Here is a 12792-nt window from a genome sequence, read left to right as displayed (position 1 = left end):
TGTGACAGGGGTAAGGCGGTTAAGGAAGCAGATTACTGGCTGCCAACCATCAGCAGTTCCAGCAGCGCTTTCTGGGCGTGCAGGCGGTTTTCTGCTTCATCAAAGACAACGGAACGGGGATCATTGTCCATCAGCTCAGCGCTGACTTCCTCACCACGGTGTGCCGGCAGACAGTGCATGAACAGTGCTTCTTTATCAGCGGTATCCATCAGCGCAGAGGTAACCTGATAGCCGGTGAAGGCTGCTTCGCGTTCTTTCTGTTCTTCTTCCTGACCCATGGATGCCCATACATCGGTGACCACCAGGTGGGAGTCTTTGATTGCTTCTTCCGGCGTGCGGTAGATGCTGATGCGGTCTTTATTGGCAGCAACCAGCTCAGCATTCGGATCAAAGCCTTCCGGGCAGGCAATGTTCAGGTGGAAGTCGAACTGGCGGGCAGCGTTTATGTAGGAGTGACACATGTTGTTGCCATCACCTACCCAGGTCACTGTTTTGCCCTGGATGTCGCCACGGTGTTCGTAATAGGTCTGCATATCAGCCAGCAACTGACACGGATGGTAATCATCGGTCAGGGCATTGATAACAGGTACACTGGAATTAGCGGCGAAGGTTTCGACCGAGTCATGTGAGAAGGTACGGATCATCACCGCATCGCACATGCTGGAGATTACCTTGGCGCTGTCTTCAACCGGTTCACCACGGCCCAGCTGCGTATCGCGGGATGACAAGAAGAGTGCGTGGCCGCCAAACTGTGCCATGCCGGCCTCGAAAGATACGCGGGTACGGGTGGAGGATTTTTCAAAAATCATCGCCAGTACCTGGTTTTTCAATGGCTCGTAAATCTCACCACTGTTGCGAATTCGCTTCAGTTCCACCGCGCGACGGATCAGCGCTTTCAGTTCATCGGGCGTTAAATCTAGCAGGGTTAAGAAATGTCTTGTTGTCATAATAAAAAGGGCCTGACGAATCAGGCCTCCTTAATTTCGTTAATGAATCAGAGCTGGCGGTTATTCGTCAGCCATATAAACCTTGATGATGCGCGATACAGTGTTTACCAGCAGTTTGGCTTCGCTGTCGGTCATCGTCAGAGGCGGTAACAGACGTACCACTTTACCGCCACCGGTAATGTTCAGCAGTACACCTTTTACCTTCGCAAGCACTGCCAGTTCGGAACCGGCTTCGCTCAGTTCAATGGCAATCATCATGCCTTTGTTACGTACTTCCTTAACGCTTTCAGAACCGCCCAGCTGATCGCGGAAACCGTCGGCAATCTGGTCGCCCAGTTCCGCAGCCCGCTGGTCCAGCTTGTCATTGGTGATGGTATCGACCACCGCCAGTGCTGCGGCACAGCAAAGCGGGTTGCCACCGTATGTGGAGCCGTGGGTACCCGGAATCAGGATCTCAGCCGCTTTACCACGGGCCAGACAGGCACCGATCGGCACACCGTTACCCAGACCTTTAGCTGTGGTCACCACATCAGGAAGAATATTGTTTTGCTGGTACGCAAAGTAGCTGCCGGTACGGCCGTTGCCGGTCTGAACTTCATCCAGCATCAGCAGCCAGTCGTGTTCGTCGCAGATATCCCGCAACTGGTTCAGGTAATCATCAGCGGGGATAACCACGCCGCCTTCACCCTGAATCGGTTCAACCAGAATTGCTACAACGTTCGGGTTGTTGGCAGCAATCTTACGCACAGCGTCAACGTCATTGAACGGTGCCCGGACAAAACCGCTGACCAGTGGCTCAAAGCCAGCCTGGACTGCACGGTTACCGGTGGCGCTCAGAGTCGCCATCGTACGGCCATGGAAAGAACCGTCCATGACGATTGTGACCGGCTGATCGATGCCTTTACCGTGACCGTAGCGACGGGCCAGTTTAATGGCCGCTTCGTTAGCTTCTGCACCGGAGTTACCGAAGAAGACGCTGTCCATGCCGGAGATCTGGGTCAGACGGCGGGCCAGACGTTCCTGGTTCGGAATGGTGTACAGGTTTGAGGTATGAATAAGCTGGCTGGCCTGTTCGCTGATCGCGGTGGTAACCGCCGGGTGCGCGTGACCCAGACCGCAAACGGCAATGCCGCTCAGCGCGTCCAGATACTTGTGGCCATCGGTATCATACAGCCAGGAACCTTCGCCGTGATCAAAGGCGACGGACAGGCGTGCATAAGTGTTCATTATGGGCTGTGTAGACATAAAGTCCCTCTCTGCAACATGGACCCATCGCCAATAAAGAAGAAGTCTCGGCGTGGAAAAAACGCAAAAGTCTATTCAATCGACGCAAGTTTAGCAATCTTTGCCGTAATTTATCTGTTAATGAGGCTGTTTCGGACTTGAATTTATTGATCCGTGTCACAATGATTTATAAAGACAGGGATTAGCATAGACAGCTGCTCATTCGGGCAGACAGGCGGCCGAATATTTCTTGAGTAAATCACTCGGGTTTATGCTAGGCTTGCGTTTTTTTTAACGCCCCCGCAGAAACGGGCGAAAGTTTTGACAGGTTTAAAGGTGTACTTATGAGCGTCGTTGATACCATTAAAGAGCAGATCGAATCCAATGATATTCTGCTGTACATGAAGGGCACGCCCCGTTTCCCGCAGTGTGGCTTTTCTTCCCGCACAGTTGAAGCGGTGATGGAGTGCGGCGAGCGCTTTGCGTTTGTGAACATTCTGGAAAATCCGGAAATCCGCTCTGAGCTGCCAAAATACGCTAACTGGCCAACCTTCCCGCAACTGTGGGTAAAAGGTGAGCTGATCGGTGGCTGCGACATCGTTGCTGAAATGGCGGCAAGCGGCGAGCTGAAAGAACTGATTGCTGAAGCGGCTGCGGGTCAGGCTGAAAGCGAATAAGTCATAGTTGGATCAGCAGGCTGGTAATTAATATTCTTTATCGTTTTTATTGACGCGTTTAATTAGTCTAATAAGAACTATCTGCTATGCTGATCCGCACTTAATTTGTGCGCGGGAAACCGCTGTATTCTTTAATTCATTTAAGAGAGAACTAAACATGGCCGTATTAGTAGGTAAGAACGCTCCGGACTTTACAGCACCAGCCGTACTGGGCAACGGTGAAATCGTTGATGCTTTTACACTGTCTGAAGCAACTAAGGGCAAGAAAGCTGTAGTATTCTTCTACCCACTGGACTTCACTTTCGTATGTCCTTCTGAGCTGCTGGCTTTCGATCACCGTATCGAAGAATTTGCTAAGCGTGGCGTTGAAGTAATCGGTGTTTCTATCGACTCTCACTTCTCTCACAACGCATGGCGTAACACCCCTGTAGAGCAGGGTGGTATTGGTCCGGTTAAATACACGCTGGTTGCCGACATGACTCACAGCATCTGCAAAGACTACGACGTTGAGTCTGAAGGCGGCGTTGCTTTCCGTGGTTCTTTCCTGATCGACGAAGACGGTCTGGTACGTCACCAGGTTGTTAACGATCTGCCACTGGGCCGTAACGTTGACGAAATGCTGCGTATGGTTGACGCGCTGGCGTTCCACCAGAAGAACGGTGAAGTTTGCCCTGCAGGCTGGAGCGAAGGTGACGAAGGTATGGTTGCATCTCCTGAAGGTGTTGCAAGCTACCTGTCTGACAACGCTGACAAGCTGTAAGATTTAAGTATCTTAAAAAACCGCCTTCATGGCGGTTTTTTTGTGGCTGCCGTTCAGTGCCTGCGGTGTCGGCTGTATGTAAAAAATGCATGTGCTACATAGCGAATTAGAATGACCGGTTTTGTGCTGCTTGCGGTATGATAGCCGGTCTTTTCGTGTTTGCTGTCCGGGCTGTTCTGCCCCGGTGCTGTTGCTGATACTTTTCTTAATAACTTCATTAATGAATGAATGACGGGATGTCCTGTGCCGAATAAGTCTTTTGCGGGCGAAATGCCGTTCGCTGAATTTGTTACCCTGATGGCTATGATGATGTCATTGGTTGCCCTTGCTATTGATGCCATGTTACCGGCGCTGGCGCTGATGGGAGACGCGCTTCAGGTGACCGATGCGAATGATGTGCAACTGGTGGTTTCCGTCCTGTTTCTTGGCATGGCTGTGGGGCAGCTGTGTTATGGCCCCGCTTCGGACAGTTTTGGCCGCCGGCCGGTGATGTATGTGGGCTATGCACTCTTTATTGCTGGCGGGGTTTTGAGCATCGCCGCGCAGGATCTCGATGTGATGCTGCTTGGGCGGTTTTTACAGGGGTTTGGGCTGGCAGCCCCCAAGATACTCACGGTGGCGATTGTCCGGGATCAGTTTGCCGGACGTGAAATGGCCCGGGTGATGTCCTTTATTATGGTCATCTTCATTGTGATTCCGATGGTGGCGCCGGTGTTCGGGCAACTGATTCTCTGGGTGGCTGACTGGCGTTACATTTTTGTGGCGATTCTGCTGATCGGCCTGATCAGTCTGGTCTGGTTTCATCAGCGTCAGCCCGAAACCCATCCGGTTGACAAGCGGGTGCCATTTTCACTGAAGGCGATCAGCAAAGCATTCATCAAAGTATCAACCGACCGCTTTGCTATGGGGTATACGTTGATGGCCGGGATTGTTTCCGGTGCGTTTGTGGCTTATCTGAGTTCTTCTGCGCAGGTGTTTCAGCAGTTATATGGCCTGGGTGAGTGGTTCCCCCTGTATTTTGCGATGCTGGCTTTCGCCATTGGTTTTTCGTCTTACCTGAATGGCCGTCTGGTGATGCGGCTGGGAATGCAGCATCTGACCTGGCGGGCCTTACTGGTGCTGATGGTCAGCTCAGCCCTGTGTGTGGCTGGCAGCAGTTACTGGCAGGGGATGCCGCCGTTATGGCTGTTAACCCTGTATTTCATCGTGGCGTTTGCCTGTATCGGGATGCTGTTCAGTAATCTGAATGCGCTTGCCATGGAAGGGCTGGGTAAGTATGCCGGTATGGGGGCCGCAGTCGTGGGAGCGGTGTCTACGCTGTTATCCGCAGTGATCGGGGTGTTCATCGGTGGTCTGTTCAACGGCACGGTTATTCCGCTGGTGGCAGGGTTTGCCGTGTGTGCGGCTGCCGGTCTGGTGATGATGCGCTGGATTGAAGCGGGGCAACGGCAAACGGAAGTGTCCTGATACGAAAAAAGCCCTGCAGTGTCAGGGCTTTTTTATGGGGGCGTGTCAGACGCCGGTTATTCGTAGTGGTCCTGAACCATGCTCCAGCCGCCCAGATCTTTCCAGCGGTTGACGATGGTGCAGAACAGCTCGGCGGTTTTCATGGTGTCATACAGAGCCGAGTGTGCTTCTTTGCCGTCGAAGTCGATGTCGGCAATGTCACAGGCTTTCGCCAGTACGGTGTGGCCAAACGCCAGACCTGCCAGTGTGGCGGTATCGAAGGTGGAAAACGGGTGGAACGGGTTGCGTTTCATGTCGCAGCGGTTTGCGGCTGCCGTTACGAAACTGTGATCGAAGTGAGCATTATGCCCCACCAGAATTGCCCGTTTACAGTTATGGGCTTTGACGGATTTGCGGATCGGCTTAAAGATCTTTTCCAGTGCTTCCTGCTCGTCGATGGCACCGCGCAGAGGGTTGTACGGGTCAATGCCGGTAAACTCCAGTGCGGACTTTTCCAGATTGGCACCTTCAAACGGGTCTACGTTGAAGGAGTAGCTCTGGTCAATCAGCAGGTTTCCGTCGTCATCCATCGTCAGGGTAACGGCAGCAATTTCCAGAAGAGCATCTGTCTCGGCATTGAACCCGGCAGTTTCAACGTCGATTACCACTGGCAGGTAGCCCCGGAAGCGGGTGGACATCGGATGCTGATAGGCACTGTTATGTTTAGTCAAATGAGATCCTTAAAGGCTGTCTCTTCAGCCTGCAGTTGAGTATGAGGCCAGTGTATAATCTTGGCCGGCCGTTGTCATTGCTACGGAAGTATTTGCAGTACATTACTGCTAAGATGGATAGACACTGATCAGCGGTTAAATATCCCGGTATCTTCAGTAAAGTTTTAACTGCACCAGTCGATATCTGATACGTTGGTTTGGTATCTGTAAGGGTTTGATCTTTTTATGCGAATTATTCTGGGACTGTTGATAGCTTTTTGGATACTGCCTGCCGGGGCGGCAAGCTTCGTGGCGACCATCGATCAGTCCCGCTGGGATCTTGAGTCCTCCAAGTTTAACTGCCGTATGTCGCAAAAAATCCCCCTGTTCGGAGAAGCCGTATTCGATCATCAGGCTGGCGAGCAGATCCGTTTTGTTCTGAAACCGCTTCAGGGTCATGGCATGAAAGGGAAGGCGATGCTGATGGCAGAGGCTTCTCCCTGGCAGCCGGGTACCCCGCCGATGCGGATCGGAGAGGTGGAGTTCAACCAGTACAGTGGTGAGATCGAAGTGCTGAGCCCGCAGGCTCAGAATATGGTTGCCGCCCTGTATAAGGGCATGATGCCGACCTTTAAAGCCCGCAACTGGCTGGGGACCGGGGAAAATGTCCGGATAGGACTCTCAGCGGCCAACTTCCAGCCGGCGTTTGAAAGTTATTCAGGCTGTGTGGCCGGTCTGTTGCCGGTGAATTACCGTCAGATCGCCCGTACCGCGGTATTGTTCCCGTCGGCCACCTGGCGCTTGTCGGATGCCACCAAGGCCCGGCTGGATCTGATTGCAGTGTATGTGAATAATGATGAGGCGGTCAGCTCGGTTTACGTAGACGGCCACTCAGATACCCAGGGCCGGCGTCTGGCAAACCGGGATTTATCTAAGAAGCGTGCTGATGAAGTGACGGCGTATCTGATTACTAAGGGGGTTAATCCTGACGTGATTATTACCCGTTATCACGGCGAACGGTATCCGGTGGGGCAGAAGAACGACCGGGCAACCCGTGACCGCAGTCGCCGGGTAACCATCCGGCTGGACCGGGATCAGCCTTAACTTCAGTCCTCCGTCTGAGCGGTTGAATCGCCGGAACGTGCGTTGCCCTTTGAGATAGTGGGGATTTATCCCCGCTGTCTCTGTTCCTGCTGTGTATTCATGCTATAATTTTGCCCTTTCCTTTTTCAGGTAATACATCGGGTTGTCTGCCCGGTGGTAGATTTTCGTGTGGAGTTCTTTTATGTCCGACATTAATAAGGTTGTGCTGGCCTACTCCGGCGGCCTTGATACATCTGTAATCGTTCGTTGGTTACAGGAAACTTACAACTGTGAAGTCGTGACATTCACGGCAGATCTGGGCCAGGGTGAAGAAGTTGAACCTGCCCGTGCCAAAGCTGAAGCTCTGGGTGTAAAAGAAATTTACATCGAAGATCTGCGCGAAGAGTTTGTCCGTGATTTCGTATTCCCGATGTTCCGTGCGAATACTATCTACGAAGGTGAATACCTGCTGGGCACGTCAATTGCCCGTCCGCTGATTGCCAAGCGTCTGATTGAAATCGCCAATGAAACCGGCGCAGATGCTATCTCTCACGGTGCAACCGGTAAGGGTAACGATCAGGTTCGTTTTGAAATGGGTGCTTACGCACTTAAGCCGGGCGTTGAAGTTATTGCGCCATGGCGTGAGTGGGATCTGACATCCCGTGAAACCCTGATGAAGTACTGTGAAGAGCACAACATCCCGGTAGACTTCTCAAGCAACAAGAAGAAGTCTCCGTACTCGATGGATGCTAACCTGCTGCACATTTCTTACGAAGGCGACATTCTGGAAGATCCGTGGGCAGAAGCTGAAACGGATATGTGGCGCTGGTCCGTTTCCCCTGAGGAAGCACCGGACGAAGCTCAGTACATGGAGCTGACTTACGAAAAAGGCGATATCGTTGCGATTGACGGTGAGCCAATGTCTCCGGCAACTGTCCTGACTTACCTGAACAAGGTAGGTGGTGAGCACGGTATTGGCCGTCTGGACATCGTTGAAAACCGTTTCGTCGGAATGAAGTCCCGCGGTTGCTATGAAACACCGGGCGGCACCATCATGCTGCGTGCACACCGTGCCATTGAGTCAATCACGCTGGACCGCGAAGTTGCGCACCTGAAAGATGAGCTGATGCCACGTTACGCGAAAGTGATCTACAACGGTTTCTGGTGGTCTGAAGAGCGTAAGATGATGCAGGAGATGATCGATTACTCACAGCGTAACGTGAACGGTGATGTTCGCCTGAAACTGTACAAGGGTAACGTGACTGTTGTGGGTCGCCGTTCTGATGACAGCCTGTTCGATGAGAACATTGCTACTTTTGAAGATGACGCGGGTTCTTACGATCAGAAAGATGCTGCCGGCTTCATCAAGCTGAATGCACTGCGCATGCGCATTGCTGCCGGTAAAGGCCGCAATCTGCTGGAAGACTGAGCAAAGAACAGGGATTAATAACCTGACTTTTCTGAAAAACCCGTTATGGTGACATGGCGGGTTTTTTGCTGTTCAGGGGATGTGTCGGGAGTTCTAGTTGCTTGATAACTATGGTACTTTGAGCGCTGGTCTCTGATGTCGGTTTTATGGAAATAAATTATTCACAAAACAAAGTCCTGATTGTCGATAATCGTCTGGATGATCTGGCTGAGCTGAAAGCTGCGCTGACCCAGTTAGGCATCAAAACGATCCATGTGGCGTCATCAGTGAATATGGCTTTGGCGTTGTTGCGTGAAGAGACATATGACATATGTTTTGCTCTGTTTGATCTGGGTAAAACCGAGAAGAACGGTCTGCAGTTAATTCAGGAGGCCGGTGCCGAAGGCACAAAGCTGTATACCACCACCTTTATTCTGGTGGTTGATCAGGACCGCTCCAAACTGCTGTTCGGCTCCCTTGATACCGCGCCGGATACCTATATTTCCAAGCCCTATGATATTGCCAAGATCAGGGTGCGTCTGGAAAAAATTCTGCGCATTAAGTCAGTACTGCAACCGCTGGAGAAGCTGCTCAATCAGGGGCAGCTGTCTGAAGCACTGGAGCAGTGTGGCCGCTATATTCACTCTTATCCCGGGCTCGTTCTGTATATCCACCGTTTGGAAGGCGAGATCCTGTTGCGCCTCGGCCAGGAGACGCAGGCGGTAAAGCTGTTTAAAAGCCTGCTGAAACGGCGTGATTTACCCTGGGCCAGAGTGGGGCTGGGGGTTGCTCTGTCCCGGCTGGGGCGTGTGCAGGAAGCTATCCGGGTATTTAAAGGGGTTATTCAGGAAGCGCATTTATGCGTTGAAGCGTTTGTCGGGCTGGCCAATGCCCACCGGGCGGTGGGTGAGCGCCGGGTCGCACTGGACTTATTACGGCAGGCGACCCTGATTCAGCCGACCTCCCCTTTGTTGCAGGCGGCATTAGGTAAGATTGCCCTGCATGAAGGGGAGCACTCCATTGCGGCCAAAGCGTACCGTGAGGCTATCGAGTATTCCCGTGGTGGCTGCTTTGAACAGCACAGTTATTATGTTGGGCTGGTTGCCAGCCTGCAGGTAAAGGTGGACGGGTCTGATGATGCTGACTCGGTTCAGGCGCAGGAGTCGGCGGTAAAGGTACTGGAAGAGCTGATTCTGGCGTTCAGTGATCTGCCAACCCGCCTGATTGCACGGTTGTTCTGGACGGAACTGTACCGTGCCAGAGGTGCCGACCCTGAGTTCATGTCTGCCTGCCAGGCCGCGTTTGATGTCTATTGTCAGTGTGAACTCAGTGAGCAGGCTCAGTGGCAGGAGTTATTGCTGGACCGGATCCGGGGCAGTGACATTGAAAGCGAAGTCCAGCAGGTTAAGGAGCAACTGAACCGTCAGGTGCTTGAGCTGGACTGGGGCAAGCTCAATGTGCAGGGGATGCTGGCTTACCGTAAACAGGATTTTGCCAGAGCACAGGCGCTGTTTCAGAAAGCCAATCTGTGTTTGCCGGATAATCCCGGTGTGGTGCTGAATCTGGTTCAGGTGTATCTGGAAAGCCAGGGGCAGCGGGAAACGGTTCTGACCCGCGAGCTGGCTGAAATGGATGATTTACTCTGGGAACTGGATTTCAATGTGCTGAGCCGAAAACAGCAAAACCGCCATAAAAATATGGGTGAGCGTCTGGCCGCACTGTTTGTTGACGGCACTGTTTGTTAACGGGATTTTTTGTTTAGGGCGCTTTTTGTTTAGGGGGCTTCCGGCTGAATTAAAGGGTATCGTCGTCCAGCAGAATGGAGTTGTTGTTGCTTTGGGTCGGATCGTCACCCATCAGCAGGCTGCGGGCAGAGCGGGCCAGTTTACGGTTCATCAGTTTTTGCTGGGCTTCTTCCGGCAGGTCGGTGAAACGGATGGTGTTCTGGCTGATCAGCAGTTCGATAAGGTCTTCGAGAATACGGCCGATATTGCCGTCAGAATTATTCAGATACTGTTCCGGGGAATGGATTTTATTCTGGTTGTTCAGAAATTCCATGACATCCGGATCGCTGACATCCACCGGTACTGAACCGGTTTGCTCGTATTGCGAGATGGCCAATATATTTCCCTGATTGTCCTTCACTGCGTAAAGCATATCGATATCTTTTAATAACTCTAGTTTGATCATAAGCTGAAGTATGCGGCGCAGATGAATATTTAGTCAAGCGTGAGCGTGTCAATATGAGAGGTTAGATCGGGGGCCGCAAGGTGCTGATCTGGCAATGAATTCTGCCTGATCCGCCGGTGAGTTCCGTTCGGCTAATTGCATATTGGGCAGGGGGCCGATAAAATCCCGCCATCTTAAATTGGCTGACCCGGATGCGCCGGGTAGTGCTGGCTGCTAATCCGGCCGGAATCCTTCAATTTAGTACCATCTATATATTCAGTATAAAGCTTATGAAATCCCATAAAATTCAACAGGCGCCGATCCCTATGCGCTCGGTGGGCCCGCTTAAAATCTGCGGGCATATCCTGGAAGAAAAACTGATGGTCCCGCTGGCGACCTATGAAACACCACTGTGGCCTTCAGTTGGCCGTGGTGCGCGGATTTCTGCGCTGACTGATGGTATCCGTACGACAATTGTTGATGAGCGGATGTCCCGGTCGATTCTGCTGGAAGCCAAAGATGCGCTGGAAGCCGTACAGGCATTGCAGTCTATCAAGTCCCGGCAGGATGATCTGAATGCGGTGGTGGCGCAGACCAGCCGCTTTGCCAAGCTGATTGATATGCACAGCCAGGTGGTGGCCAACCTGATTTATCTGCGTCTGGAGTTCACCACCGGGGATGCGTCCGGTCATAACATGGTGACCAACGCGGCCGATAAACTGATTCCGTGGCTGCTGAATGAATATCCGCAGCTGGATTACTGTTCTATTTCCGGGAATTACTGTTCCGATAAAAAAGCCACCGCAGTGAATGGTATTCTGGGCCGTGGTAAGTACGTCGTCAGTGAGATTCTGATTCCCCGTGAACTGTGTGAGCGCCGTCTGAAAACCACGCCGGAAAAAGTGGTTGATCTGAACATCAAGAAAAATCTGATCGGCACCATGGTTGCCGGCGGATTGCGCAGCGCGAATGCCCACTATGCAAATATGTTATTGGCTTTTTATCTGGCCACCGGTCAGGATGCAGCGAATATCATTGAAGGTTCTCAGGGCATTGTGCACGCGGAAGTGCGGGATGGCGATTTATACTTCTCCTGTACCTTACCTAACCTGATAATGGGCAGTGTGGGTAACGGTAAGGGCATTGAGTTTGTTGAAGAAAATCTTAAAGCGCTGGGCTGTAAAGAAGACCGCGAACCGGGTGCAAATGCCCGCCGTCTGGCGGCGATCTGTGCGGCAACTGTGTTATGCGGTGAGCTTTCGCTGATGGCGGCCCAGACCAATCCCGGCGAGCTGATGGAATCTCATCTGAAGATGGAACGATAATGACCGATCAGACCAACGATCGCAAAATTGAACATATCCGCGCCATTGAAAAAGATGCTGCGACAGATCGTGACGGGCGTTATTTTGACCGTATCCACCTGCAGCACCGGGCGTTACCGGAAGTTGCCCTGGACCGGATTGATACCTCGGTTGAGTTTCTGGGTAAGACATTAAGTTTTCCGCTGCTGATTTCTTCCATGACCGGCGGTGATCATGAACTGATCCGCACCATTAACCGTAATCTGGCCATTGCGGCCGAACAGACCGGCGTTGCTCTGGCTGTCGGTTCCCAGCGGGTGATGTTTACCCAGCCGGGGGCACGGGTCAGCTTTGAGCTGCGCGAATATGCGCCCACTACGGTGCTGTGTGGCAATGTCGGCGCGGTTCAGCTGAACTACGGATTTGATGTTGCCAAGTGTCAGGAAGCGGTGGATTGCCTCGGCGCAGATGCCCTGTACCTGCACCTGAACCCGTTGCAGGAAGCGGTACAGCCGGAAGGGGATACTGATTTCTCCGGGCTGAGTGCCAAAATTGCTGAAGTCGCCGCTCAGTTAAGCGTGCCGGTGATGTTTAAAGAAGTGGGTTGTGGTCTGTCTCCGCAGGACATTGAAGCCGGTCTGAAGATGGGCATTAAGCATTTTGATCTGGCCGGTTGCGGCGGGACGTCGTGGAGCCGGATTGAGTATCACCGGGCGCGCAATAATAGCGATGATCTGGGGCTGAAGTTTCAGGACTGGGGTATCCCGACACCCTTAGCGCTGCGTCTTGCTGAGCCATATCAGCAACAGGCTGATTTCATTGCCAGCGGCGGCCTCAGGGATGGGATTGATATGATTAAATCTGTTATACTCGGCGCCTCGATATGTGGCATGGCAACTCCATTCTTAAAACCTGCCATGGAGTCTGCCGACGCGGTCGTCCAGGTTATCGAACAAATCCGGCGTGAATTTACCACTGCGATGTTTCTGCTGGGAATGTCGGATATAAACAGCGTATATATGAACCGGGCTCTAATATTGAGTGAGGGTGAGGATCGAAATTAG

General features: G+C 52.4%; 12 protein-coding genes. 8 read left to right on the top strand and 4 right to left on the bottom strand.

Features of this window, described 5'->3' with window-relative positions:
- Positions 1–32 precede the first annotated feature (32 nt).
- Positions 33–947: an ornithine carbamoyltransferase gene (gene argF, locus PCI15_RS17555; protein ID WP_271271227.1), complete on the bottom strand. Its 915-nt coding sequence runs from the start codon at positions 945–947 to the stop codon at positions 33–35.
- 60 nt (positions 948–1007) lie between these two features.
- Positions 1008–2192 (bottom strand): aspartate aminotransferase family protein, encoded by a 1185-nt coding sequence (locus PCI15_RS17550; protein ID WP_271271226.1) that lies wholly within the window; start codon positions 2190–2192, stop codon positions 1008–1010.
- A 323-nt stretch (positions 2193–2515) separates the two neighbouring features.
- Between PCI15_RS17550 and grxD the strand changes: the two genes are divergently transcribed.
- From grxD to PCI15_RS17535, 3 genes are all read left to right on the top strand, one after another.
- Entirely contained in the window at positions 2516–2848 is a 333-nt protein-coding gene (grxD, locus tag PCI15_RS17545; RefSeq protein ID WP_271271225.1) for a Grx4 family monothiol glutaredoxin, read from the top strand.
- A 157-nt stretch (positions 2849–3005) separates the two neighbouring features.
- The gene (locus PCI15_RS17540) at positions 3006–3608 is read left to right on the top strand and encodes a peroxiredoxin (protein ID WP_205658029.1); all 603 of its coding nucleotides are present in this window, start codon (positions 3006–3008) and stop codon (positions 3606–3608) included.
- Between the two features lie 243 nt (positions 3609–3851).
- Positions 3852–5075 (top strand): multidrug effflux MFS transporter, encoded by a 1224-nt coding sequence (locus tag PCI15_RS17535; RefSeq protein ID WP_271271224.1) that lies wholly within the window; start codon positions 3852–3854, stop codon positions 5073–5075.
- Between the two features lie 56 nt (positions 5076–5131).
- Here the strand turns inward: PCI15_RS17535 and rnt are convergent, their stop codons facing one another.
- Entirely contained in the window at positions 5132–5752 is a 621-nt protein-coding gene (rnt, locus tag PCI15_RS17530; protein WP_271274643.1) for a ribonuclease T, read from the bottom strand.
- A 258-nt stretch (positions 5753–6010) separates the two neighbouring features.
- On the opposite strand from rnt, the gene PCI15_RS17525 reads away from it, so the two are divergent.
- The 3 genes from PCI15_RS17525 (at position 6011) to PCI15_RS17515 (ending at position 10000) form a co-directional block, all read left to right on the top strand.
- Positions 6011–6868, top strand: a complete 858-nt coding sequence (locus PCI15_RS17525) for a flagellar protein MotY (protein ID WP_271271223.1) — start codon at positions 6011–6013, stop codon at positions 6866–6868.
- 181 nt (positions 6869–7049) lie between these two features.
- On the top strand, positions 7050–8276 hold the full coding sequence (locus PCI15_RS17520; RefSeq protein ID WP_271271222.1) for an argininosuccinate synthase: 1227 nt from the start codon (positions 7050–7052) through the stop codon (positions 8274–8276).
- Positions 8277–8422: 146 nt separating this feature from the next.
- Positions 8423–10000: a tetratricopeptide repeat protein gene (locus tag PCI15_RS17515; protein WP_271271221.1), complete on the top strand. Its 1578-nt coding sequence runs from the start codon at positions 8423–8425 to the stop codon at positions 9998–10000.
- A gap of 49 nt (positions 10001–10049) precedes the next feature.
- Here PCI15_RS17515 and PCI15_RS17510 read toward each other — a convergent pair whose 3' ends face one another.
- Entirely contained in the window at positions 10050–10376 is a 327-nt protein-coding gene (locus tag PCI15_RS17510; RefSeq protein ID WP_271271220.1) for a hypothetical protein, read from the bottom strand.
- A 338-nt stretch (positions 10377–10714) separates the two neighbouring features.
- Here PCI15_RS17510 and PCI15_RS17505 point away from each other — a divergent pair, with 338 nt between their 5' ends.
- Both PCI15_RS17505 and fni read left to right on the top strand, forming a co-directional pair.
- On the top strand, positions 10715–11749 hold the full coding sequence (locus PCI15_RS17505; RefSeq protein ID WP_271271219.1) for a hydroxymethylglutaryl-coenzyme A reductase family protein: 1035 nt from the start codon (positions 10715–10717) through the stop codon (positions 11747–11749).
- Entirely contained in the window at positions 11749–12792 is a 1044-nt protein-coding gene (fni, locus tag PCI15_RS17500) for a type 2 isopentenyl-diphosphate Delta-isomerase (RefSeq protein ID WP_271271218.1), read from the top strand. Before PCI15_RS17505 ends, fni begins: the two co-directional genes overlap by 1 nt.

Source organism: Aliamphritea hakodatensis, assembly GCF_024347195.1.
Classification (GTDB): Bacteria; Pseudomonadota; Gammaproteobacteria; order Pseudomonadales; family Balneatricaceae; genus Amphritea; species Amphritea hakodatensis.
The sequence above is the reverse complement of the archived record's forward strand: the minus strand, read 5'-3'. Positions and strand labels throughout refer to the sequence as shown.